Source organism: Nonomuraea sp. NPDC005650, from assembly GCF_040605375.1.
Lineage (GTDB): Bacteria > Actinomycetota > Actinomycetes > Streptosporangiales > Streptosporangiaceae > Nonomuraea.
Window position 1 is genome coordinate 151,725 of record NZ_JBEXCR010000008.1, and the last position, 24,094, is coordinate 175,818.

21 protein-coding genes are annotated in these 24,094 nt (G+C 72.5%); 11 read left to right on the forward strand and 10 right to left on the reverse strand.

Annotation, left to right across the window (positions count from 1 at the left end; all coding sequences use genetic code 11):
- Positions 1–70: 70 nt before the first annotated feature.
- From ABZS69_RS15955 to ABZS69_RS15965, 3 genes are all read right to left on the reverse strand, one after another.
- The gene (locus ABZS69_RS15955; RefSeq protein ID WP_355372043.1) at positions 71–532 is read right to left on the reverse strand and encodes a GNAT family N-acetyltransferase; all 462 of its coding nucleotides are present in this window, start codon (positions 530–532) and stop codon (positions 71–73) included.
- On the reverse strand, positions 529–1,626 hold the full coding sequence (locus ABZS69_RS15960; RefSeq protein WP_355372046.1) for a beta-eliminating lyase-related protein: 1,098 nt from the start codon (positions 1,624–1,626) through the stop codon (positions 529–531). Before ABZS69_RS15960 ends, ABZS69_RS15955 begins: the two co-directional genes overlap by 4 nt.
- Before the next feature lie 97 nt (positions 1,627–1,723).
- Positions 1,724–2,416: a TetR/AcrR family transcriptional regulator gene (locus ABZS69_RS15965; RefSeq protein ID WP_355372048.1), complete on the reverse strand. Its 693-nt coding sequence runs from the start codon at positions 2,414–2,416 to the stop codon at positions 1,724–1,726.
- A gap of 101 nt (positions 2,417–2,517) precedes the next feature.
- Here ABZS69_RS15965 and ABZS69_RS15970 point away from each other — a divergent pair, with 101 nt between their 5' ends.
- Complete coding sequence (locus tag ABZS69_RS15970; protein ID WP_355372051.1) at positions 2,518–3,693, forward strand: FAD-dependent monooxygenase; 1,176 nt, start codon at positions 2,518–2,520, stop codon at positions 3,691–3,693.
- 19 nt (positions 3,694–3,712) lie between these two features.
- Here the strand turns inward: ABZS69_RS15970 and ABZS69_RS15975 are convergent, their stop codons facing one another.
- From ABZS69_RS15975 to ABZS69_RS15995, 5 genes are all read right to left on the reverse strand, one after another.
- On the reverse strand, positions 3,713–4,306 hold the full coding sequence (locus ABZS69_RS15975; RefSeq protein WP_355372054.1) for a response regulator transcription factor: 594 nt from the start codon (positions 4,304–4,306) through the stop codon (positions 3,713–3,715).
- Positions 4,303–5,442 carry a sensor histidine kinase gene (locus ABZS69_RS15980; RefSeq protein ID WP_355372057.1) on the reverse strand — a complete coding sequence of 380 codons (1,140 nt, stop codon included), beginning with the start codon at positions 5,440–5,442 and terminating at the stop codon, positions 4,303–4,305. The genes ABZS69_RS15975 and ABZS69_RS15980 overlap by 4 nt, the downstream gene beginning before the upstream one ends.
- Complete coding sequence (locus ABZS69_RS15985; protein WP_355372059.1) at positions 5,439–6,164, reverse strand: ABC transporter permease; 726 nt, start codon at positions 6,162–6,164, stop codon at positions 5,439–5,441. Before ABZS69_RS15985 ends, ABZS69_RS15980 begins: the two co-directional genes overlap by 4 nt.
- Complete coding sequence (locus ABZS69_RS15990; protein ID WP_355372062.1) at positions 6,161–7,048, reverse strand: ABC transporter ATP-binding protein; 888 nt, start codon at positions 7,046–7,048, stop codon at positions 6,161–6,163. Before ABZS69_RS15990 ends, ABZS69_RS15985 begins: the two co-directional genes overlap by 4 nt.
- Before the next feature lie 128 nt (positions 7,049–7,176).
- A complete protein-coding gene (locus tag ABZS69_RS15995) occupies positions 7,177–9,186 on the reverse strand; it encodes a BTAD domain-containing putative transcriptional regulator (RefSeq protein ID WP_355372065.1) in 2,010 nt (669 codons plus the stop codon).
- A 208-nt stretch (positions 9,187–9,394) separates the two neighbouring features.
- Here ABZS69_RS15995 and ABZS69_RS16000 point away from each other — a divergent pair, with 208 nt between their 5' ends.
- From ABZS69_RS16000 to ABZS69_RS16015, 4 genes are all read left to right on the forward strand, one after another.
- Positions 9,395–10,267 (forward strand): alpha/beta hydrolase, encoded by an 873-nt coding sequence (locus tag ABZS69_RS16000; protein WP_355372068.1) that lies wholly within the window; start codon positions 9,395–9,397, stop codon positions 10,265–10,267.
- A gap of 407 nt (positions 10,268–10,674) precedes the next feature.
- Entirely contained in the window at positions 10,675–12,432 is a 1,758-nt protein-coding gene (kstD, locus tag ABZS69_RS16005) for a 3-oxosteroid 1-dehydrogenase (RefSeq protein ID WP_355372071.1), read from the forward strand.
- A gap of 41 nt (positions 12,433–12,473) precedes the next feature.
- The gene (locus ABZS69_RS16010) at positions 12,474–13,337 is read left to right on the forward strand and encodes an LLM class flavin-dependent oxidoreductase (RefSeq protein WP_355372074.1); all 864 of its coding nucleotides are present in this window, start codon (positions 12,474–12,476) and stop codon (positions 13,335–13,337) included.
- 72 nt (positions 13,338–13,409) lie between these two features.
- The gene (locus tag ABZS69_RS16015) at positions 13,410–15,248 is read left to right on the forward strand and encodes a serine hydrolase domain-containing protein (RefSeq protein WP_355372077.1); all 1,839 of its coding nucleotides are present in this window, start codon (positions 13,410–13,412) and stop codon (positions 15,246–15,248) included.
- Between the two features lie 4 nt (positions 15,249–15,252).
- Here the strand turns inward: ABZS69_RS16015 and ABZS69_RS16020 are convergent, their stop codons facing one another.
- Entirely contained in the window at positions 15,253–16,167 is a 915-nt protein-coding gene (locus ABZS69_RS16020; RefSeq protein ID WP_355372081.1) for a hypothetical protein, read from the reverse strand.
- 117 nt (positions 16,168–16,284) lie between these two features.
- The gene (locus tag ABZS69_RS16025; RefSeq protein ID WP_355372516.1) at positions 16,285–17,817 is read right to left on the reverse strand and encodes an MDR family MFS transporter; all 1,533 of its coding nucleotides are present in this window, start codon (positions 17,815–17,817) and stop codon (positions 16,285–16,287) included.
- A 146-nt stretch (positions 17,818–17,963) separates the two neighbouring features.
- Here ABZS69_RS16025 and ABZS69_RS16030 point away from each other — a divergent pair, with 146 nt between their 5' ends.
- The 6 genes from ABZS69_RS16030 (at position 17,964) to ABZS69_RS16055 (ending at position 24,059) form a co-directional block, all read left to right on the forward strand.
- Positions 17,964–18,545, forward strand: a complete 582-nt coding sequence (locus ABZS69_RS16030) for a TetR family transcriptional regulator (protein ID WP_355372083.1) — start codon at positions 17,964–17,966, stop codon at positions 18,543–18,545.
- Positions 18,546–18,637: 92 nt separating this feature from the next.
- Positions 18,638–19,483, forward strand: coding sequence for a shikimate dehydrogenase (locus ABZS69_RS16035; protein WP_355372085.1), 846 nt, complete (start codon positions 18,638–18,640; stop codon positions 19,481–19,483).
- A gap of 9 nt (positions 19,484–19,492) precedes the next feature.
- Positions 19,493–21,220, forward strand: a complete 1,728-nt coding sequence (locus ABZS69_RS16040) for a TIM barrel protein (RefSeq protein WP_355372087.1) — start codon at positions 19,493–19,495, stop codon at positions 21,218–21,220.
- Positions 21,221–21,229: 9 nt separating this feature from the next.
- On the forward strand, positions 21,230–21,877 hold the full coding sequence (locus ABZS69_RS16045; protein WP_355372089.1) for a TetR/AcrR family transcriptional regulator: 648 nt from the start codon (positions 21,230–21,232) through the stop codon (positions 21,875–21,877).
- A gap of 164 nt (positions 21,878–22,041) precedes the next feature.
- Positions 22,042–23,286: an MFS transporter gene (locus ABZS69_RS16050; RefSeq protein WP_355372092.1), complete on the forward strand. Its 1,245-nt coding sequence runs from the start codon at positions 22,042–22,044 to the stop codon at positions 23,284–23,286.
- On the forward strand, positions 23,283–24,059 hold the full coding sequence (locus ABZS69_RS16055) for an N-acyl homoserine lactonase family protein (protein WP_355372095.1): 777 nt from the start codon (positions 23,283–23,285) through the stop codon (positions 24,057–24,059). The genes ABZS69_RS16050 and ABZS69_RS16055 overlap by 4 nt, the downstream gene beginning before the upstream one ends.
- Positions 24,060–24,094: the final 35 nt, after the last annotated feature.

A 24,094-nucleotide genomic window follows, 5' to 3' on the forward strand; every position in this document is an offset into this window, starting at 1 on the left:
CGGGCCGGACCGTACCTGGTGGGCGTGGCCGGGCAGTGTGAGTTCCAAGGGGGTGGAGGCCGTGGGCGGGCTATCGCGGCTGCCAGCGGCCGATCTTCTTGGGGATGAGGTCCGCGCCTATGCGCGCGTAGAAGCGTTGCGCAGCCACGTTCGCCTCGGCCACCTCCCAGCGGATCAGCCGCCCCTTCGCGGCCTCGGCGGCCGCCCGCATCAGTTGCTCGCCCACGCCGCGCCCGCGTTCGGCGCCGGTCACGTACAGGTCGTCCAGCGCGAGGTAGTCCTCGCCGGACCAGAAGCTGATGCGCTCCAGCCAGGAGACGTAGCCGACGGGCCGGCCGTCCCGCTCGGCGATCAGGTAGGTGATCTCCGGGCGGGTCAGGATCCGCTGGAGGCCGGCGACGCTCACGGTGATGGCCGAGGACTGGCCTTGGTGGTCGGCCAGCCCGCGGATGAGGCCGTGCACGGTGGCGGCGTCGTCGGAGGTGGCGCGGCGGATGGAGAGCACGGTGGTCCACTCGGGAGCGGTGCTCATGCTGAGGTGACCTCCGGTGCGGCGGCGGCGCGGTCGAGCAGTTCGTGGATCAGGGTGACCACCTCGCCGGGGGTGAAGTCCATGGAGTTGTCGCCGACGCTGATCTCGAAGCTGCAGCGGCCGGGATCGGGCGCGGAGCGGACCCGGCCCCAGAGCTGGATGCCGTGCTCGGCGAGGATCTGTTCGCCGCCCCGTTCGACGGCGCGCCGGCCGGCCGGCAGGTGGACGTGGAACAGCGGCGTCTGCGGCGGGTCGGGGTGGGCGCGGGCGGCGCCGTCGGCGTTGATCGCGGCGGCGATGGCGATGGCGTGCTCCCGGTAGGCGGGCATGCGCGTGGCCAGGGTGTCGAGGCCGACCAGGGCGGCCAGGGCGAGCGGCCAGGCGTCGCGGATGCCGCCGCCGAGCCGCTGGCGCCACACGCGGGCGGCGTCGATCGTGGCGGTGTCGGAGGCGAGCACCGCGCCGCGCACGCCCTGCAGGCTCTTGTAGAGGGAGACGTAGACGGTGTCGAAGAGCGCGGCGATCTCGTCGAACGGCCGCCGGTAGTAGGTCTGCGCCTCCCACAACCGGGCGCCGTCCAGGTGCGCGGCGGCGCCGGTCGCCCGTACGAGCTCGACCTGCGCGCACAGCTCCTCCCATCCGGGCAGCAGGCCGCCGAGGTCGCGCTGCGGCAGCTCCCAGACGACTGCGGCGAGCGGCTCGCCGATCGCCGCCAGGTCGGCGAGGGTGATCAGCTCGTGCGGATCTCCGGCACGGCGCACCCGCAGGCCGTGCACGGCGTTGTAGCCCTGCTCCTCCCACACCTCCAGATGCGACTGCGGGTGGGCGGCGAAAGTGCGGCGCCCGCGGCCGTCGGCGTGCAGGCGCAACGCCACCTGCTGCGCCATCGTCCCGCTGGGGAAGAACAGCGCGCTCTCCTTGCCGAGCAACTCGGCCAGCCGGCGCTCCAGCACCGCGACCGGGCCGTCGGGGCCGTCCGCCGGAGTGTCGTCGTCCACCAGGGCCAGCATCTGCTCCAGCATCACGCGTGGTCTGCGGCGGATCGGCGCGTGCAGGAACAGTGACCGGCGCACGGGCGGGTTGGCGTCACTCATAAGGCATCCCCTTCGTAGTTGCGACCTATGTGCAACAATAGTGAACCTTACCGGGGTTGGGTATACCTTCTTGCGATCAAGGTTGCCGCCGCGGCTCTCAGGCGCCGGTGGCGGCTTCGTCCGGGAGGGTCGCCAGGATTCCGCCGGTGATGAAGGCGACCAGCCGCTCGCGGTCGGCGGCGCGCGGCCGGTCGGCCGGCGGGGTGCGGTCAGGCCCCGGCTGCCAGTCCACCGTCCGGAAAGTACCGGTCTGGTGCAGGCTGAGCAGGCCGAGCATGCACGTGAAGGCGAACCGGACGTGCTCCTCGTCGACGCCGGGCAGGGCGCGGCCCAGCGCGGCCAGGTAGCGTCCCTCGACGGGGCGGACCTGATCGGCGAAGATCTGCCGGGTCTGCGGATCGGGCTCGCTGATGACCCGCCCGATGAAGCGGGCGATGTCGGGCCCGCTGGGGCCATGCCGATCCGCCAGGTCCGCGGCGGGTTCGACGAAGGCGCGTACCAGGGCGGCCATGGAGGGCGGCTCGGGCGCTGATTCGAGCTCGTCCAGGAGGCGGCGGCGCTCGTCGTTGACCGCGCGCATCGTCCGGTCGATGACGGCGCGCAGCAGGCCCTCTTTGGACCCGAAGTGGTAGTTGACCGCGGCGACGTTGGCTCCGGCCGCGTCGGTCAACGCCCGCAGCGAGGTGGCCGCGATCCCTTTCTCGCCGAACAGTCGCACGGCCGTCGCGATGAGCCGGTCCCGGGTGGAGGCCGCTTCTCGCGTCCTGGGGTCGCGGTCGGCTTGGACCACTGCGTCTCTCCTTCGGGACGGCGCCGGATGGAGGAACCATGCTATAACACTCGTTTCAAGCGATAGTTTGAAACGAGTGTTTGACCCATGGAGGTGCCACAGTGAAGACGGCGATCATCGTCGGCGCGGGGATCGGGGGCCTGACGGCGGCCCAGGCCCTGCTACGCACCGGGTGGAACGTGGCGGTCTACGAGCAGGCGTCCGCCGTCGCCCCGGTCGGGGCGGGCGTGGGCATCGCGCCCAACGCCGTCAAGGCCCTGGACCACCTCGGCCTCGGGGAGGCCCTGCGCGATCGCGCGCAACGCCAGGTCAGCCTGGAGATCCGCCTGCGCGGGGGTGCGCGCGTCGCCCGCATCCCGGCCGCGAGCTTCGAGAGCCGCTACGGCACGCCGTTCTACGCCCTCCACCGCGCCGAACTCCACCGGCTCCTCATGGCCGGGCTCGACCCCGCCGCGCTGCACACCGGACACCGGGCCACGGGAGTCGACCTGCACGCCGACGCCGCCACGGTCACCTTCCAGACCCCGCAGGGCGCGGTCTCGGCGACGGCGGACCTGGTGGTGGCCGCCGACGGCATCGGCAGCCTGCTGCGTACGGCCCTGCTGCCGGACTACCCCGGCTCCACCTACGCCGGATACACCGTCTGGCGCGGCATCGTCCCGGCGGAGCAGACCGCGGCCCTGGGCGTGACCCCCGTGCTGTCGGAGACCTGGGGGCGCGGCGCCCGGCTGGGCATGGCCATGATCAACGACGGTCAGACCTACTGGTTCGCCTGCGAGAGCGTCCCCGAGCACGCCACGCCGGAGCACGATCTCGGCCTGCTCGCGGCCCGGTTCGCCGACTGGCACGACCCCATCCCGGGGCTCATGACGGCCACGCCGGAGACCACGCTGCTGCGCCACGATGTGTACTACCTGCGGGACAGGCTGCCGGGGTTCGTGCACGGCCGGGTGGCCCTGCTGGGCGACGCCGCCCACGCCGTCACGCCCGACATCGGCCAGGGAGCGTGCCTGGCCATCGAAGACGCCGTCACGCTCGCGGCGGCGATCGAGGACGGCGGGATCGACGCCGGGCTGCGCACGTACGACGCTCTGCGGCGACCGCGGACCGAGCGGATGGCACGCACCTCGGGCCGGCTCGGGCACATCATGCAGACCCGCAACCCGGCCGCGGCGCTGATCCGCGACGCCGTCGCCTCGGCGCTGCCGGACTCCCTGCTGATCGGCGCGGCGGGAGCGGCTTTCACCTGGACGCCGCCCCTGGGCGCGGCCACCTGAGACGCTCGCGTGAAGTCGGTCAGAGCCACCCTCGGGACTCGGCCACGCGAGCGGCCTCGACCCGGTTGCGGGCTCCCGTCTTGCCGATGGCGGAGGACAGGTAGTTGCGTACGGTCCCCTCGGTGAGGAACAGCCTGCGGGCGATGTCCGCCACGGTGCTGCCGTCGGCCGCCACGCGCAGCACCTCGGCCTCCCGCTGGGTGAGCGGGCTGGGCCCCACGGTCAGCGCGCTCACCGCCAGCCGCGGGTCGATCACCCGTTCGCCGGTCATCACCCGCCGCACGGCGGCCGTCAGCTCGGTGACCGGGGCGTCCTTCACCACGAAACCGGCCACCCCGGCATCCAGCGCCCTGCTGAGGTAGCCGGGCCTGCCGAACGTGGTCACGATGATCACCCGGCGGCCGCGGAGGCGTTCGGCGACGTCGAGGCCCGACAGTCCGGGCATCTCGATGTCGAGCAGGACCACGTCGGGGTCGTGCTCGGCCACCGCGGACTCGACCAGGTCCCCGCGCCCGACCTCGGCCACCACCTCGATGCCGTCCTCCAGCGAGAGGAGCGCCGCCAGGCCGCCCCTGACCAGGTCCTGGTCGTCGGCGATCAGCACCCGGATCATGACACCTCCAGCGGGACGCGCACGAACAGCCGATATCCCCCGCCGGGCGGCACCCCCGCCTCCAGCCGCCCGCCGGCCTCCGCGACCCGCTCGGCCAGCCCGGTGAGCCCGTGCCCGGCCCGCGCCGCGCCGGAATCGTCATTCGAGGGAGTGCCGTCGTCGCGGACCTCCAGGCCCGCCGCCGTGCCGTCCACGCTCAGGTCGATCCGGCAGCGTCCGGCCCGGCTGTGGCGCAGCACGTTGGTCACGGCCTCCCGTACGGCCCAGGCCAGCACGATCTCGGCGGAGGCGGGGATGGGCCCCTCGGCGGGCGAGACCTCCAGCTCGATCCCGGCGGCCCGCAGACCGCGGGCCGCCCTGTCGAGCTCCTCCGACAGGGCGGGCGCGCGGTAGCCGGTGACCGCGTGCCGCACCTCGTCGAGGGCCTGGCGGGCGGCGTGCTCCACGTCGGTCATCTCGCGGGCGGCGCGGTCGGGGTCGGTACGGGCCAGCCGCGCCGCGAGCTGGCTCCTGATCGTGATCGACGTGAGCGTGTGGCCGAGGATGTCATGCAGGTCCCTGGCGAAACGCAGCCGCTCGTTCTCGACGGCCATCTGCGCGACCTCGGCGCGGGCCGCCTCCAGCCGTGCCACCAGCACCCCCATCTGTTTCAGGCTCTGCACCACGACCGCCTGCACCGCGATGACGAGCGGCACCCACCAGATCCCGGCGAACGTCGCTCCCAGCACCCACAGGACGACCACGTCCACGACCGCCGCCACCACCGTCGCCGCGACGAACACGACCGGCCGCAGCGAGGCGGCCAGAGCGGAGACCACCAGCACGAAGCAGACGTACGCCCACGGCCGCCCCAGCACGGGGAACAGGGCCAGCGTCGCGCCGAGCAGCCCGGCCAGCGCCCACGGCCGCGGGCTGCCCGCCCGCGCGCTGAACAGCCGCCACGTGATCAGCAGCCAGCAGCCCGCGAACAGCGCCACGCCCCCGGACGCCCACGCCACTCTCGCGATCCCCGGCTCCGCCTCCAACAGCGACCAGAGCGGCCAGCACAGGAGCAGCAGCCACGCGGCGGACCCGCCCCGGGCCAGGGCGCGGGCCCGGCCGTCGGCCAGCTCCGGCAGCGCCGTCGTCACCGTCACAAAGCCCGACGGTAACGCCACACGCCCAGCGCGGCGAACAACAGGGTCCAGGCCGCCAGCACACCCACCCCGGTCCCGGTCGGCCACTGCCCGTCCAGCGCCCGCCAGCCGAGCGATCCGGCCTGATAGGCGGGGCTGTACTCGGCCAGCGCGCGCAGGCCCGCGGGCATGGCGCGCACCGGCAGCCAGAGGCCGCCCAGGACGGACAGGCCGAAGTAGACGGCCATCATGGCCAGGTTCGCGGCCTGCCCGGTGAGGGTGTAGCCGAACGCGACGCCCAGCGCGGCGAAGGGCATGACGCCCAGCCAGATCAGCACCACCAGCGCCGGCCAGGTCCACGGGGACAGCCGCACCCCGCCCAGCACCGCGCCCGCGGCCAGCACGACGAAGATGCTCGGCAGCACGCCCGCCATCCCGCTGACCAGCTTGGCCACCACATAGCCGTGCGGCGGCAGCGGCGTCACCGCGAGCTGCCGCGACCAGCCCTTGCTCCGCTCCAGCGCGATGGCGCCCCCGATGAACAGCGCGCCCCCCATCGCACCGTACGTGGCCATCGAGACCATGGAGAAGGCGGCGAAGTCGCCGCGCTGCCCCGCCGGCACCACGTCGAGCACCTTGGTCCACAGCAGGTAGAGCACCAGCGGGAACCCGGTCAGCATGATCAGCCCGGCCGGGTTGCGGAAGGCGCGCCGCAGCTCGAGTCTCAGGTACGACCCCATCATCCTCCGCCTCCCGTCAGGCTGAGGACGGCGCTCTCCAGGTCGGTGCTCATGGTGCGTACCTCCCGCACATCGTCGAACGTCGCGAACAGGGCGCGAAGCGTGGCGTCGGAGTCACCCGTGCGCAGCGCGACGGCCCGCCCCTCGATCCGCACCTGGCGCACGCCCGGCAGCGTTCCGAGCCCGTTCACGTCGGCCCGGTCGAGGACAAAACGCACCTCCGTGCCGCCGACCAGGGATTTGATGGTGTTCACCGGGCCGTCGGCGACGATCTTTCCGCCGGCGAGCAGGACGACCCGGTCGGCGTAGTCGTCGGCCTCGGTGAGGTAGTGGGTGGCGAAGACCACCGTGCGGCCCTCGGCCGTGCGGGCGCGTACCTCCTGCCACAGGGCGCGGCGGCTCTCGACGTCCAGGCCCACGGTGGGCTCGTCGAGCACGAGCAGCTTCGGGTCGCCCGCCAGGGCCAGAGCGAACCGTACGCGCTGCCGCTGGCCGCCGGACAGCCGGCCGACACGCCGGGTGGCGAGCTCGGCCACGCCCGCGGCCCGCATCACCGCCTCGACGGGATGCGGGCGGGGGTACATCCCCGCGATGCCCGCGACCAGCTCCTCCACCCGTACGTCCTCCAGCAGCCCGGAGTCCTGCAGGAGGACGCCGACCTCGCCGGCGTGCAGCGCCTCCAGGGGCGTGCGGCCGAAGACCCTGGCGGTTCCCGAGCTGGGGCCGAGGAGCCCGAGGGCGATCGACAACATCGTGGTCTTGCCCGCGCCGTTCGGCCCGAGAACGGCGACCGTCTCCCCTTCCCCGACGGTCAGGTCCGCGCCGTCGAGCGCGACGGTGTTGCCGTAACGCTTGCTCACGGCCTTGAGTTCCACTGCTGTTCGCATGGCCACCAGCCTGACCGAGGGCACATGACCGGCTGAAGTGCCAAAGGTCAGTGCGGACGATGTGACACATGTCAGCCCAAGGGCGCCACGATCCGGTCGCCGCCCCGCACACCTTCGGACGTCGGGTCTCAGCCGAGGAGGTCGAGGTGCTCGGAGACCGGGCCCAGGGTGAGGAGGCCGCTGCCCGCGCCGGCCAGCTCCGCCGCCGCGGGTGCGAGCGCGACGCGGGCGCGGGCCATCGTCTCCCTGTCGCCGACGGCGACGGCGGCTCGCGCGACCAGGCACCACATGGCCTCCTGGAGCAGGTCGCGTGGCGGGTCGGGCACGTCGCGCAGCTTCGCCGCGGCCTCGCGGCGGTGCCCGTGGCCGAGCAGGACCAGCGGACGCGTCCACGGCTCGTAGGGTCCGAAGCCGGTGCTCTCGTCGGCCGGTGCGGGCAGGGCGTGGCGGACGCGCAGGCACAAGAGGGCGAGCGGCAGGAGCCCGTCCTCCAGGCCGGGCATGCCGGCGCCGTCCAGCCGGGCGGCGGCGGCCCGGTAGGCCGCCTCGACCTCCCGCGGCGGGGCCTGGCCGGTCGCGTCGAGGCGCAGCGCCCAGTACCACTGGGTGAACACGCCCACCAGCGGCAGCTCGTGCCGCGCGGCCAGGCGATCGGCGGCGCTCGCGTGGGCGTCGGCTCCGGCGAAGTCCGCGAGCGCGCCGCGGGCCTGGAGGCGGATGAGATGGCCGAGGACCTCGTACGTGGTCAGGCCGTGCCGGGCCGACAGCGCGATCAGCTCGGCGCCGATGGCGTCCCGGCGCGGCGCCAGGCCCGTGCGGTGGAACGTCTGCATGAACACGCCGTTGAGCGCGAACGCCAGCAGCCCCGGATCGTCCAGCCGGCGCGCGAGCAGCTCCGCCTCCCGGGCGGCGGCGGGTCCGCGCGCCGCGTTCGTTCCGCGGGACTCCAGCGCGATCGTGGCCAGCAGGCGGGCGCGCAGCGCGTCGCGCGCCGTGCCCGGTGGGATGGCGACGGCGAGGGCTGGCGGGAGGGTAGCGGCGGGGCCTGGTGGGAGGGCGGCGAGGGTGCGTTCGGCGGCTGCGATCACGTGTCCCGCCTGGCCGGGGTCGTCGAGGCGGGTCCAGATCGCGGGTACGTCGTAGGCGCCGATGACGCGGGCCGTCAGCTCGACGTCTCCCAGTTCCTCGGCCGCCGCGACGGCCGCCACCCGGTGCTCCCGGGCTGCCCGCAGGCCGCCGCCCCCCGTCACGGCGAGGTCGCGCATCAGCCCCACCGTCGACTCCAGCCGGGCCCGCGCGCCCGAAGGCACGCTGCGGTCGTAGGCGGCGCTCGCCCGTGCCCACACCGTGTCCGCCGGGCCCTGGCGGCCGGCGTCGAGGTGCGGGGCGTGGTGGAGGATGTCCGCCTCCAGGCGGCGCAGGCCGGGGCCGGGGTCCACGCCCAGCTGCTCGACCAGCAGCTCCCGCGCCCGGCGCAGCACCGCGAGCGCGTCGCCCTGGCGGCCGGTACGGTACAGCGCCAGAGCCAGCAGCCGCCAGCCCTCCTCCCGCCAGGGGTGTTCGGCGACGTGCGCGTCCAGGTCCGGGACCGCCTCCCCGGCCGCCCCCAGGGCCACGCGGGCCTCGGCCAGGCGTTCGACGGCGTGCAGCCGCAGCTCAGTGAGCCGGGAACGTTCGGCGCGGGCCCAGGGCTCGTCGGCGAAGTCGGCGTAGGCGGGCCCGCGCCACCATCCCAGCGCCTCCTCGACCCGGGGGAGCACGTCCTCGGGCGGCCCGGGGGCGGCCACCGACCGTTCGAAGCGCCAGGCGTCGACCGCGTCGGGCTCGGCGCGCAACGCGTACCCCGGACCCTCGGTGACCAGCAGCCGGGCCGGGGACCTGGGCGGGCGCTGCGGCTCCAGCGCCCGGCGCAGCGCCGCCACGAACGTGCGCAGCGCGCCCACCGCGTCCGGCGGCGGGTCCTCCCACAGGTCCGTCACCAGGTGGGCGACCGGGACGACGCGGCGACGGGCGACGATGAGCCGGGCCAGCACGGCGCGATGGCGCGGCCCCTTCAGGCCGATCGCGACCCCCGCGCCGTCCCAGGCCGTCACCGGCCCCAGCACGCCGAACGTCGTCAGCTGCACTTCTCCCGTCACCCCCCGAGTCCTCCTCTGCCCACGCCTTCCGGCCGATTCACGCCTCGCCGCCCTGCCCGCCCACCGGCGGGGCCTCGCGGTCGCCGGCCGGTGGCCCGGCAACCGAGCCCGGCAACCCGCTGGTCACGGTAGCGCGCTGATCGGATGCTCATTCACGCCCGGCACGCTGGAGCCCGACCAGCCGAGCCAACCGGAGGAGAGCACCGTAGTGATCATCGAAGGCTTCACCTACCACCGCGTCCCCGTAGCCGACGGCGTGTCGCTCAACGCGGCCGTCGCGGGCGAGGGCAGCCCGATCGTGCTGCTGCACGGCTTCCCGCAGACGCACCTCATGTGGCGGCACGTCGCCGCCGACCTGGCGGCCGGCCACACGGTCATCTGCCCCGACCTGCGTGGGTACGGCGCCAGCGACAAACCCGCCGAGACCGGACCGGACACCTACGCCAAGCGCACCATGGCCGCAGACGTCGTGGCGCTGGCCCGCGCGTTCGGGCACGAGCGCTTCGCCCTGGCCGGACACGACCGCGGCGCCCTGGTGGCCTTCCGGGCCGGGCTCGACCACCCTGCCGCGATCACCCACCTGGCCTGCCTGGACGTGCTGCCGACCGCGGACATGTGGGCGGTGATGCGCGGGGCGTCGGCGGCGGTCGGCTTCCACCTCTACCTGATGGCGCAGCCGCCAGGGCTGCCGGAGGCGATGATCGCGGGCTGCCCGGACCTGTTCTTCGGCCACTTCCTCGACGCCTGGACGGGCGACGCGCAGGCGATCCCCGACGGCGTTCGGGCCGCGTACCTGGAGGCCTGCCGGGCAGCGATCCCCTCGATCGTGGCCGACTACCGCGCCTCGGCCGGCATCGACGCCGACCACGACCGGGCCGACCGGGCGGCGGGCCGGCGCCTGGAGATGCCGGTGACGGTGCTGCAGCAGGACTGGGGCGCCGCCCTCGGCTACGACGCGGCGGCGCTGTGGCGGGCGTGGGCGCCGGACCTGCGGCACCTCACCGTCGGTCACGGTCACTTCATGGCCGAGGAGGCGCCCGCCGACGTCGCCAAGGCCCTGCGGGAGCTCTTGGCCAACTGAAAGTTTCAGCTCGTTGTGACGTGCGTACGGCGAGGGTTCCCCGGTGGACGCGTCAGGCGTTCGGGCAGTGGGGCGGGGTCGTGCCGTAGGCGTACTGGAGGAAGTCGGTCAGCATGGCGGGCCAGGAGTTCCAGTCGTGGCCGCCCGTGCCGTAGCAGTAGCGGTGGCCGACGCCCGATGCCGTGGCCGTCCGGCTGGGGGAGCGTGGTCGAGCACGTCTCGGCGTACGCCGTCGTCGCCGGCGCCACGAGCGCCCCAGCGAACAGCACGGCGAACAGGAGCACGGCGGCCAACCGTCGCATCGCATCTCCTCTGACGACCGTCCCGATCATGGCACCAGGCTTCGGCGGCGGCGTCAACACTCGGCCGCATTGACAGTGAAAACAACCAAGCGCATGCTTGCCGTCATGGTCGAATCCAGCCTCACCCCCCAGGGCCAGAGCCGGCGCGCCCTGTTACGCGGGGCCGCCGTGGCGGGCGGCGCAATGGTCGCGGGCGCCGCGCTCGGCAGCGCGCCGGCCCGTGCCGAGGTCGAGTACGACGTCGTGGTGGTCGGCGCCGGAGCCGCCGGGATGACCGCGGCGCTGACGGCGGCCAAGCGCGGGCTGCGCGCGGTCGTCGTGGAGAAGGCCCCGACGTTCGGCGGCTCGGCCGCCCGTTCGGGCGCGGGCATCTGGATCCCGTGCAACGAGGTCATCCTCGCCGCCGGCGTCCAGGACACCCCGGCCAAGGCCGCCGCCTACCTGGCCCACGTCGTCGGCGACACCGTGCCGATCGAGCGACAGCGGGCCTTCCTGTCCGCCGGGCCGGCGATGATCTCGTTCGTGATGCGGAACAGCCCGCTGCGGTTCCGGTTCATGGAGGGCTACTCGGACTACTATCCGGAGTTCCCCGGCGGCATGCCGAACGGGCGCTCCATCGAGCCCGCCCAGCTCGACGGCCGTATCCTCGGCGCCGAGTTGGCCCGCCTCAACGGCCCGTACATCCAGACCCCCGCGGGCCTGGTGGTCTACAGCGCCGACTACAAGTGGCTGACGCTCGCCGCCGTCAACCCCAAGGGCCTCGAGGTGAGCGCCGCGTGCCTGCTGCGCGGCACCGAGGCGGCGCTGCGCGGCGAGAAGCCGCTGACCATGGGCCAGTCCCTGGCCGCCGGCCTGCGCGCGGGGCTGCTCTCGGCCGGCGTGCCGGTCCTGCTGAACACCCCGCTGCTCGACCTCAAGGTCGAGTCCGGCCGCGTCACCGGCGTCGTCACGCCGGACGGCCTGATCAGGGCCAAGCGCGGCGTGATCGTCGGCTCGGGCGGGTTCGAGCACAGCGCCGCCATGCGTACGGAGTTCCAGCGCCAGCCCATCGGCACGAGCTGGACCGTCGGCGCCAAGGAGAACACCGGCGACGGCATCGAGGCCGGCGAACGGGTCGGCGCCGCCCTGGACCTGATGGACGACGCCTGGTGGGGCCCGGCCATCCCGCTGCCCGACGAGCCGTACTTCTGCCTGGCCGAACGCACCCTGCCGGGCTGCCTCCTGGTCAACGGCAACGGCGTGCGCTTCGTCAACGAGGGCGCCCCCTACAGCGACGTCGTCCACGTCATGTACGACCGCAACACCCCGTCCGCGTCGCACATCCCCGCCTGGCTCGTCGTCGACCAGAACTACCGCAACAAGTACCTGTTCCGGGACGTCGCGCCGCTGCTGCCACTGCCCGACGAGTGGTTCACCAGCGGCGCCGCGTACAAGGCGTGGACGATCGAGCAACTCGCCCAGAAGATCGGCGTCCCGCAGGCGGCGCTGCGCGGCACCGTCGACCGCTTCAACGGGTTCGCCGCGACCGGCAAGGACCTCGACTTCCAGCGGGGCGACAGCGCCTACGACCGCTACTACGCCGACCCGCTGGTCAAGCCGAACCCGTGCCTCGCGCCGCTGTGGCTGCCGCCCTTCTACGCGTTCAAGATCGTCCCCGGGGACCTCGGCACCAAGGGCGGGATGCGCACCGACGCCAAGGCACGCGTGCTGCGCGCCGACGGCTCGGTCATCCCCGGCCTGTACGCCGCCGGCAACGCCAGCGGAGCCGTCATGGGCCACAGCTACGCCGGCTCCGGCTCGACCATCGGCCCCGCCATGACCTTCGGATACGTGGCCGCCAACGACATCGCCGACACGCCTTAAAACGATTGCCGTCCCCCGCCGCGGGCCAGCAGCATGGCGGGATGCACTTCTCGATCAACATTCCGAACTTCGGCGACTTCGCCGACCCCAGGACCGTCGCCTCGGTGGCCGTCGCCGCGGAAGAGGCGGGCTGGGACGCGCTGTTCGTCTGGGATCACGTCGTCCACGTCAAGAGCAAGCGGCGCGCGTTCGGCGACCCCTGGATGCTGCTGACCGCGGCGGCGCTGGCGACCACCCGGATCAGGCTCGGCACCCTGGTCACCCCGGTCGCCCGGCGCCGGCCGCAGCAGCTGGCCCGCCAGGTCGCCACGCTCGACGTGCTCAGCGGCGGCCGGGTGATCTTCGGCGCGGGGCTGGGCGGGCCGGTCGACGACGAGTACGGCAGCTTCGGCGAGCCCACCGACCCGGTCGTGCTCGCCGAGCTCCTCGACGAGGGACTGGACCTGCTCGCCCGCTACTGGAGCGGCGAGCCGGTCACCCATCACGGGCGGCACTTCCAGGCCGAGGACGTGGCCCTGCTGCCGCCGACCGCGCAGCGCCCCCGCCCGCCGGTCTGGGTCGCCGGGTTCTGGCCCAACCGCCGGCCGATGCGCAGGGCCGCCCGCTGGGACGGCGCGGTCCCGCTGTTCGGGCCGGGTTCGCACGGGTACGGCCCGCCCGTCGACCAGGTGCGGGAGCTGGCCGCGTACGTACGCGAGCAGCGCCGCGCCGACGACGGCCCCTTCGAGCTCGTCGTCGGCGGCGTCAGCCCCGCCGGCGCAGCGCAGTCACGCGACCTGCTCGGGCCGCTCATGGACGCCGGCGCCACATGGTGGGACGAGCGCCAGCCGATCGACGGCGCCGACCTGGACCGGCTCGCCCCCGTGCTGCGCCGCATCGAGCAGGGCCCGCCCGCCGTGCGGTGAATCGAGGAGTCTCTGCGGTCTGCCATGATTCAAACGCACTTCGTGACCGTTGTCCCCTGAGGAGTTCCCCCCTTGGACCGCAGACGTTTCCTCGCTCTGACCGGCGGCACCTTGACGGGTGCCGCGGGCCTGACCCGGCCGGCGCTGGCGGCGAGCTACCCGTTCGCCGACGCGGGCGTGCCCGCCGAGCTGCATGCCAAGACGGGGGAGCTGGCGCCGTACGGCATCACCACGGTCGCGTTCACGCCGTCGAACGGCTGGGTGGTCGTCACCCAGGACGGCCGCTATTTCGCCCGTGGCGTGCCCGACGCGTGTTTCGCCGAGCTCGGAAAGATGGTCAAATCCGGGGCGAAGATCCACTGTGTGGCCTTCCCGCCGGAGGGCGGCGACCGCTGGGTGATCACGAGTGACAAGGGGATGGCGGCGCGCGGCCTGCCCGAGGCGTGCCACCAGCGCGTCAGCGACTCCTACACCGCCGGGCGGCAGGTCGTGCACGTCGCCTTCCCGCCGGCCGGCGGCGACCGCTGGGTGGTGGCCGACACCACGGGCTTCTACGCCCGGGGCGTCGACGACGAGTGCTACCAGATGATGCGCAACCTGACGCAGGGCGGGCGCCGCGTGACCCGCGTCGCCTTCCCCAAGAGCGGCGGGTGGGTGGTCGTCGCGCAGGACGAGTTCCACGCGCGCGCCGTCGACGACGCCTGCTTCAAGAAGCTGAACGAGCTGGCCGCCGCCGGCTGGCAGCTGCACAACGTCGCCTTCTCGCCGGCCGGCGGCTGGTCGGTGAGCACGCGCGGCAAGGTCCCGGCCCTGCCCGCCGACCGGGTGCGCCAGGTCGAGAACGCGGTCGGCGGCGCGACCGTCTGGCAGCGGATGAACGCGTGGAAGACGCCCGGCGTGGCCGTCGCCGTGGTGGTCGGCAACAAGATCGCCTGGTCCACCGGGTACGGCTGGCTGGAGGCCGGCAGCGGCGCCGCCGCGCACCCCGAGACCGCCTTCCAGGCCGCCTCCATCAGCAAGGCCGTGGCCTCGGTCGGCGTCCTGCGCCTGGCGCAGACGCTCAAGCTGCCCCTGACCGGCGACATCCGTCCCCACCTGGGCTGGACCCTGCCGAGCCGCGCCTGCCTCTCCTCGACGGCGGTGCCGACCATCGACCGCGTGCTCACGCACCGGGCCGGCGTCATCGGCCGCGGCTCCACCTCCCCGGCCGAGGCCTGCTCCGGCTTCGACGCGGGCGGCGGCGGCTTCGCCGGCTACGGCCCCGGCGCGACCGTTCCCTCGCTGCTGCAGGTCATGAACGGCGCGGGCAACTCCCCGAAGATCGAGCTCACCACCGCCCCCGGGGCCGAGTTCCACTACTCCGGCGGCGGGTTCGTGCTGTTGCAGCGGATGGTGGAGGAGCAGGGCGGCGTGTCGCTGGCCTCGTACATGGACAAGGAGGTGTTCGGGCCGCTCGGCATGAAGAACAGCTCCTACGCGCTGTCGCCGGGCTTCGAGCTGGCCGCCGGCCACACCGCCACCGGCACGGTGATCCCCGGCAAGCGCAACCGCTACCCGGAGTCGGCCGCCGCCGGCCTCTACACGAACGTCCTCGACCTGTGCCGCCTGGTGTGCTACCTCAACAAGGCGTGGACCGCCGCCGGCGACATCGCCGGGCCGCTCACCAGGACGTCGGTCCGCACCCTGCTCACCGCGGGCCCCGAGCCCACCATGGGGCGGGGCTTCTTCATCGCCGGCTCCGGGACGAAGAGCTTCTCCTACACCCACGACGGCTCCAACTACGGGTTCAAGTCCGTGTTCAAGGGCTACCCGGAGCTCGGCGCCGGGTACGCGATCCTGTCCAACGGCAACAACATGAGCCTGGTCAACGAGGTCGCCGCCGCCGTCCGCTCGGTCTACGGCTGGGCCTGACCGGCTACCGCCTCCCTCGGGAGCAAGACGGCTTCTTCGCGACCTTCACGGTCTCGAGCCTGATCGACCCGTCGGTCGGAAGGGCGATGGCGCGGGCATCGGGGGCGGTGCCCCAGCAGTAGGGCACGACGAAATACTGCTGGTTGGACTCGATCAGGAGGCGCAGGCCGGTGTACTGGTAGGGGAACTCCGCATTCGGGTCCCGGAGCGAGGCCTCCTTGATTCCCGGGGCATACAGATTCAGCCGCTGTTGCGCGTAGACCACCACGGCCACCAGTTTTTGTTCCGGTTGTTCCCGGATCGCCTTGGCGTCCGCCTTTCCCATTGTCCTCGCGCGGTCGTCCATGTACCAGAGCGTCGGGAGCAGCAAGAGGGCCACGAGGGCCGTGCGCTGGACGATCTGACCCGCGGAGGAAATCACCAGGCCGGAGCTGAGCGTGGCGTACAGGTAAAGGCTGTAGACCAGCAAGATCGCGCCGAGGCTCAGGAAGAGGGGCTTGGCGAAGGGGGGCGGATTCGAAGATCTGGGCCAATGATCCGCAATGGCCACCAGGGCCACTACGAGGCTGACGGCTCCGAGCGTGACGAGGACCCAGACGGTCCGCGTCAGAGCGGCGCGATGCCAGGTGATGAACCGGATCAGCATCCCGTGCACGAAGGGCGCCAGCAGGAGCACTATGAGGGCCACCGCCAGTGGCTCGTCAGCCACCTGCACGCTACGCATCACGTACTCCTGGAAGGTGAAGCTCAGCATGCTGGTGTTGACCCCGAGCTCCGTGTACATGGTGTTGAGGCGGATATTCCCGATATACATCAGGAGCGAGGCGATGAAGGTGGTCGGCGCGACGATCTGGGCGATTATGCGACCCACCCGGGCGATGTCCTGACCGAGCCTGTCGTCGTCGCCCGCATTCGCCACTGGACCCCCTCCCCTAGATCCCTCGCCGACCTCCTCTTACCGCGCCGGGATCCACCCCACTCCGGAGCAACCCGCGGATGACCGTGAACTGGCGAACAATTGCCGCGGAACCGCAGGTCAGGCGCTGGCCGGGGCCTGTTCCTTGGCGGGTTCGGGCAGGTCGAGGCTGTCGCGGAGCCTGGCCGGTTTGAGGAAGGCCGCGGCGACGAGGCCGACGGTGGCGATCGCGGCCGAGATGAGGAAGATGTGGCCGGTGGCGTCGCCGTACGCGGACCTGACGATCAGCTTGATCGGCTCGGGCAGCGCGGCGATGTTGAGGCTGCCGCCCGCAGTCTGCCCGCCCGCCGGGAGGCCGGCCTTGGCCAGGCCCTCGGCGATGTTGGAGGCCACCCGGTTGGCCAGGACGGCGCCGAGCACCGACACGCCGACGGTGCCGCCGAGCGAGCGGAAGAAGGTGATCGAGCCGCTGGCCGCGCCGATCTCGCGCAGCGGGACGGTGTTCTGGATGACGAGGACGAGGTTCTGCATCGACATGCCGACGCCGATGCCCACGGCCAGCATGTACGCGGAGATCAGCACCAACGAGGTCTGGTGGTCGATGGTGGCCAGGCCGGCGAAGCCGAGCGTCAGGACGACCAGGCCGGCCAGGATGTACGGCTTGGTCTGGCCGCTCCTGGAGACCATCCGGCCGCTGATGGTCGAGGAGAGCAGCACGCCCGCCATCATCGGGATGGTCAGCAGGCCCGCGGCGGTCGGGCCGTACCCGCGCCCGATCTGGAAGTACTGGCCCAGGAAGACCGAGCCGCCGAACATCGCCATGCCGACCGCGAGGCTGGCCAGGATGGCCAGGGCAGGAGTGCGCCTGCTGATGACGTGCAGCGGCACGACCGGCTCCTTGACCCGGGACTCGACCCAGGTGGCCAGGGCGAGCAGGAGCGCGCCGCCGCCCGCCATGGCCGCGGTCTGCCAGGACAGCCAGTCGAACTCGTTGCCGACGAAGGTGACCCAGATGAGCAGGACGCTGACGCCGGCGGCGATGAGGGCGGCGCCCCAGTAGTCGATGCTCACGTCCGAGCGGCGCACGGTCGGGACGCGCAGGGTCTTGGTCAGCAGGGCGAAGGCGATGACGGTGAACGGCACGGCGATGAAGAAGCACCAGCGCCAGCCCAGCCAGGAGGTGTCGGCGATGAGGCCGCCGAGCAGCGGGCCGCCGACGGTGGCCACGGCCATGACCGCGCCGAGGTAGCCGTTGTAACGGCCGCGCTCCTTGGGGCTGATCATCGCGGCGATGATCACCTGCGTGAGGATCTGCAGGGCGCCCATGCCCAGGCCCTGGATCGCGCGGAAGGCGATGAGCTGCCCGGTGTTCTGGGCGAAGCCGCAGGCCAGCGAGCTGACCATGAAGATCACGATGGAGATCTGCAGGAGCAGCTTCTTGTTGAACAGGTCGGCCAGCTTGCCCCAGATGGGGGTGGAGGCGGTCGAGGCCAGCAGGGAGGCCGTGACCACCCACGTGTACTGCGACTGGCTGCCGTCGAGCGCGCCGATGATCTGGGGGAGCGCGACCGAGACGACCGTGCCGCTGATCATCGCCACGAAGAGGACGAGCAACAGGCCGCTGAGGGCCTCGAGAACCTGGCGGTGGGCCATCGGCTCCGCCGCCGACGACGGCGCTGCCGTCTGTGCGCTCATGCGCTGACCTCCAAGAGAGTACGTGAGACCGGGACACCATACATGCTCAATGGGAAACTTTGCGCACTGGGCATCTATTCCCGCCAGGTAAGCTTGCCTGCGTCATGGACAGCACAATGGGGTTGCGCGAGCGCAAGAAGGCCGAGACCCGCACGGCGGTGCACGAGGCCACGCTGCGGCTGGCGATCGAGCACGGCCTGGACAACGTCACGGTCGAGGCCATCGCCGACGCCGCCAACATCTCGCGCCGGACGTTCTCCAACTACTTCGACGGCAAGGAGGAGGCGCTGCTCCACGGCGACGAGCAGCGCCTGCTCGAACTGGTCCGGCGGGTGCGCGAGCAGCCGGCCGAGCTGTCGGCCTGGCAGGCGCTGCGCGGCGCGCTGGACATCTTCGACACCGAGAACGGCGGCCTCGACCGGGAGTGGCTGGTGCGCGCGAGGCTGGTCATGCGCCACCCCTCGCTGCTGGGCCGGCAGCTGGCCAGCCGGATGCGCCTGGAGAAGGAGTTGATCCAGGCGGTGGCCGGGCGCGAGCAGGCCGGGGGCGTCGATCCCACGGTGATCGCCGCCGCCTTCCTGGTCGCGATGCGCATCGCCACGCAGAAGTGGCTCGACGACGAGACCCGTACGCTGCGGGAGCTCACGGACGAGGTGCTGGACCAGGTGGCCCAGCCGTTCGCCTGACGTAGTGCCGGGAAGGGTCGGTGCCGGCCCGCGTCTAGCCAGCTAACTCACTAGTACGTACATTAGGAGCGTCCAACCGAGAGGAAGAACCGATGGCCTCGTTCCTGACAGGGCTGGTCGGCTCGGGCATCGGCCCCTCGCTCAGCCCGCCGCTGCACGAGCGGGAGGCCGTCCACCACGGGCTGCACTACGTCTACCGGCTGCTCGACACCGACGTGCTCGGGCTCGACGTGGGGGAGCTGGTACGCACCGCGCGCCGCTTCGGCTACGACGGGCTCAACATCACCCACCCGTGCAAGCAGAGCGTCATCCCGCACCTGGACGACCTGTCGCCGGACGCCCGCATGCTCGGCGCCGTCAACACCGTCGTGTTCGACGGCGAGCGCGCCATCGGGCACAACACGGACTGGACCGGGTTCGCCGAGTCGTTCGCCCGGGGCCTGCCCGACGCGCCCACCCGCCGGGTCGTGCAGCTCGGCGCGGGCGGCGCGGGGGCCGCGGTCGGGCACGCGCTGCTCACCCTGGGCGCCGACCGGGTGACCCTCGTCGACGCCGACCCCGGCCGGGCGGTGCGGCTGGCGGCGGAGCTGAGCTCCCGGTTCGGCGCCGGCCGGGCCCGCGCCGCCGGCCGCGACGACCTGCCCGCGCTGCTCGCCGAGGCGGACGGGCTGGCGCACGCCACGCCCACCGGCATGGCGCACCACCCGGGGCTGCCGCTGCCCGCCGCGCTGCTGCGCCCCGGCCTGTGGGTGGCCGACATCGTGTACCGGCCGCTGGAGACGGAGCTGCTCAAGCAGGCCCGCGCGGCGGGCTGCCGGACGCTGGACGGCGGCGGCATGGTCGTCTTCCAGGCCGCGCACGCCTTCCGCCTGTTCACCGGCCGCGAGCCCGACACCGAGCGCATGCTCGCCCACCTGACCGACCTGGTGACCGTCTGAGGAGAAGTCGTGCGCAAGTCCATCGCCACCGTGTCGGTGAGCGGCACCCTGACCGAGAAGCTGGACGCCATCGCCGCCGCCGGGTTCGACGGCGTGGAGATCTTCGAGAACGACCTGCTCGTCTGCCCGCTGCCACCCGAGGAGATCCGGGCCCGCGCCGCGGACCTGGGGCTCTCCATCGACCTCTACCAGCCGTTCCGCGACTTCGAGGCGGTGCCCGCCGACCTGCTGGCCCGCAACCTGCGCCGCGCCGAGCACAAGTTCCGGACCATGGAACGCCTGGGCGCCGACCTGCTGCTGGTCTGCTCCAACGTCTCGCCGGCGGCGATCGGCGACGACGAGCTGGCCGCGGCCCAGCTGCGGCTGCTGGCCGAACGGGCCGCCGAGCACGGCATCCGCATCGCGTACGAGGCGCTGGCCTGGGGCCGGCACGTCAACGAGTATCTGCACGCCTGGCGCCTGGTGCGCCTGGCCGACCACCCGAACCTGGGCACCTGCCTGGACAGCTTCCACATCCTCTCGCGCGGCTCCGACCCGATCGGCATCGAGGCGATCCCCGGCGAGAAGATCTTCTTCCTCCAGCTCGCCGACGCGCCGCTGCTGGCCATGGACGTGCTGCAGTGGAGCCGCCATTACCGCTGCTTCCCCGGCCAGGGCAACTTCGACGTCGCCGGGCTGGTCCGGCACGTCCTCGACGCCGGATACACCGGGCCGCTCTCGCTGGAGGTGTTCAACGACCACTTCCGCCAGGCCGGCACCGCCCGCACGGCCCGCGACGGCATGCGCTCGCTCATCGCCTTGGAGGACACCCTGTACGGGGCCGCGCATCCGGCCGTCCCCACCGGGTTCGCCTTCGCGGAGCTGGCAAACCCGGAAGCCCTCGGCGGGGTGCTGACCGCGCTCGGCTTCCAACGTACCGGGAGGCATCCCACCAAACCCGTCGAGCTGTGGGCGCAGGGCGGGGCGCGACTGCTCCTCAACGGCGCCGGCGGGGACCCCGCGCTGGTCGCCATCGGGCTCGACAGCCCCGACCCCGGCGGGGCGGTCAAGCACGCGGAGTCGCTGCTGTCGCCGGTGCTGCCGCGCGAGCGCGCGCCCAGGGAGGCGCGCCTGGACGCCGTCGCCGCCCCCGACGGCACCCAGATCTTCTTCTGCGACACGGCCTGGCTCGACGACTTCCGCCCATCGGGTCCGGTCGCCGGGGAGATCACCCGCATCGACCACGTCGCCCTCACCCAGCCGTTCCACTATTTCGACGAGGCCGAGCTGTTCTACCGCACCGTGCTCGGCCTCCAGCCGCAGGAGAGCCTGGAGCTGCCCGACCCGTACGGACTGCTCCGCAGCAAGGCGATGTCGGCCGCCGAGGGGGCGGTCCGGATGGTGATCAACCTCGCCCAGGTCGGCGCCAAGGACCAGCCGTGGCAGCACGTTGCGTTCGCCTGCGACGACGTCGTGGCCGTCGCCCGCCGCCTGCGTGCCGAGTGCCCGGAGCTGCTGCTGCCCATCCCCGCCAACTACTACGACGACCTGGAGGCCCGCCACGACCACGTCGACCCCGAGCTCAGGGAGCTGGGCGTGCTGTACGACCGGGACGGGCACGGCGAGTTCCTGCACCTGTACACCGTCACCGTCGGCCGCGTCTTCTTCGAGATCGTCCAGCGTACGGGCGGCTACCAGGGGTACGGCGCAGGGAACGCCCCCATCCGTCTCTCCGTGCAGCACGCCGGACCTCACTAGGATGACCGAATGACCACGCAACCCGTCGCCTCCGAACGCCAGCGGGACGCCGAGCGCACCAAGGCGGAGATCCTCGAGGTCGCCCAGCAGGAGTTCGCCCGCCACGGGTACGCGGGCGCGCGCGTGGACGAGATCGCCGAGCGCATGCGCACGACCAAACGTATGATCTACTACTACTTCGGCAGCAAGGAGCGCCTCTACATCGCGGTCCTGGAGAAGGCCTACACCGAGGTCCGCGCGATGGAGCGGACGATCGACGTCGAGCACCTGGCCCCGGTCGAGGCGATCCGCACCCTGGCGGAGCTGACCTTCGACCACCACGACCTGCACCGCGACTTCATCAAGCTCGTCGCCATCGAGAACGTCCACCAGGCCGAGCACATCCGCAAGTCCGAGGTGCTGGCCAACCTCGGCACGCCGGTGCTCGACGTCATCTCGCGCATCCTGGACGCGGGGCAGGCCTCGGGGGAGTTCGTGACCGAGGCCGACGCGATCGACGTGCACATGATGATCAGCTCGTTCTGCTTCTTTCGGGTGGCCAACCAGCACACGTTCGGCGCGCTGTTCGGGCGTGACATGGCGGCGCCGGAGCACCGCGACCGGCTGCGCCGGATGGTGGGCGAGATGGTCGTCGCCTACCTCCGCGGTCAGGTCTGAGAACCCGGCTCCCAGGTAACCGATTGGCAACACCCTTGTAATGTACGAACCAGTGAGTTAGTTTCCTGCCACTGCGCTATCCCATTCCCCCCGTGAGGAGCATAATCGTGACGGTGCAGGGCAAACCTCGCAAAGCGGCTATAGCGGCATGGATCGGTAGTGCCTTGGAGTACTACGACTTCTTCATCTACGGCACCGCGGCCGCGCTGGTCTTCAGCAAGATCTTCTTTCCGTCCAGCTCTCCCGCCACGGGCACGCTCCTGGCGCTGGCCACCTTCGGCGTCGGCTACCTGGCCAGGCCGGTCGGCGCGTTCGTCCTCGGGCACGTGGGCGACAAGTTCGGCCGCAAGAAAGTCCTGGTCAGCACGCTGGTCATGATGGGCGCCTCGACGTTCCTGGTGGGCTGCCTGCCCACGTACGACCAGGTCGGCGTGCTCGCCCCGGTCCTGCTCGTGGTCCTGCGCCTGCTGCAGGGCTTCTCCGTCTCCGGCGAGCAGGCCGGCGCCAACTCGATGACGCTCGAGCACGCCCCCGACAACCGCCGGGCCTACTACACCAGCTTCACGCTCAACGGCACCCAGGCCGGGCAGATCATCGCCACCGCGATCTTCCTGCCGATCGCCGCGCTGCCCGAGGACCAGCTGCTGAGCTGGGGCTGGCGGGTGCCGTTCTGGCTGAGCATCGGGGTGGCCGCCGTCGGGCTGGTCATCCGCCGCACGCTGGAGGAGACGCCCGCCTTCGAGCAGGAGGTCGCCACCGACAACGTGGCCAGGATGCCGCTGGCCGTGCTCTTCCGCGAGCAGCGCGGGGACGTGCTGCGCGTGGTCGTGGCCGCGGTCATCGCCTCGGTGAGCACGATCTTCACCGTCCACGCGCTGTCGTACGCCGTCAACACCATGCACCTGGACCGCGGCCCCATGCTGTGGGTCGGCGTGCTGGCCAACATCGCCGCGGTGATCACGATCCCGCTGTGGGGGCGGCTGTCGGACCGGATCGGCCGCAAGCCGGTCTTCATCGGCGGCTCGCTGGGCTGCGCGGTGCTGATGTTCGCCTACCTGTGGTCGATCTCCATCGGCAGCTACGCCCTGATCTTCGTGGTGGGCATCCTGATGTTCGGCGTCGTGCACAGCGCCACCAGCGGCGTCTGGCCGTCGTTCTACGGCGAGATGTTCACCACCCGGGTCCGCCTGTCGGGCATGGCGATCGGCACCCAGATCGGCTTCGCGATCGCCGGCTTCGCGCCGACCGTGGCCACGGCGGTGGCGGGCACCGGCCCGGACAGCTGGCTGGGCGTGTCGGTCATCACCGCCGTCGTGTGCCTGGTCAACGTGGCCGCCGTGGCCACCGCCAGGGAGACCTACCGCGTCCCGACCGAGCAGCTCGGGCTCAGGGAAGCGGCGCGGGTGTGACCGGCTTCCGCGTGTACGCCCTGCGCTACGCCGAGCGCGACGCCCGGCGCGGCGAGCACTTCCACGGCTACGACACCAGGGGAGCGGAGCCGCACCCCACGGCCTACTACATCTGGCTGGCCGTCAACGACGAGCACACGGTCGTCGTCGACACCGGCATCGGCCGGGCGCGCGCCGAGCGGGCCACGGGCCTGCGCTACCTGGCCTCGCCGGTGGAGGCGCTGGCCCGGCTGGGCGTGGCGGCGGACGCCGTCGACCACGTGGTGCTGACCCACCTGCACTACGACCACACGGGCACCGCCGGTGAGTTCACCTCGGCCCGCTACGTCCTGCAGCGGGCCGAGCTGGACTACTGGACGGGGCCCTGGGCCGAGCGGGTCGCGGGGGAGCGCTGGCTGCTGAACGACGACGACCTCGCCCACCTCCAGGCCGCCCGCCGGGACGGCCGCGTGTCGCTGCTCGACGGCGACGCGAGCGTGGTGCCCGGCCTGAGCGTGCACCTGGTCGGCGGGCACACGGCGGGCATGCAGGTGGTCCGCGTCCGCACCGCCCGCGGCCACGTCGTGCTGGCCTCCGACGCCAGCCACTTCTACGAGAACATCGAGGGCGACCGCCCGTTCCCGATCCTGCACAGCATGACGGGCATGTACGGCGCCTTCGACCGGATCAAGGAGCTGGCCGACGGCCCCCACCTGGTGGTCGCCGGCCACGACCCGGAGGTCCTCAAGCGCTTCCCCCTGGTGGAGCCGGACATCGCGGAGATCGCCGGCTGACCCGCCCCCCGGCCGCAGGGTGCCGCAGCCGGGGG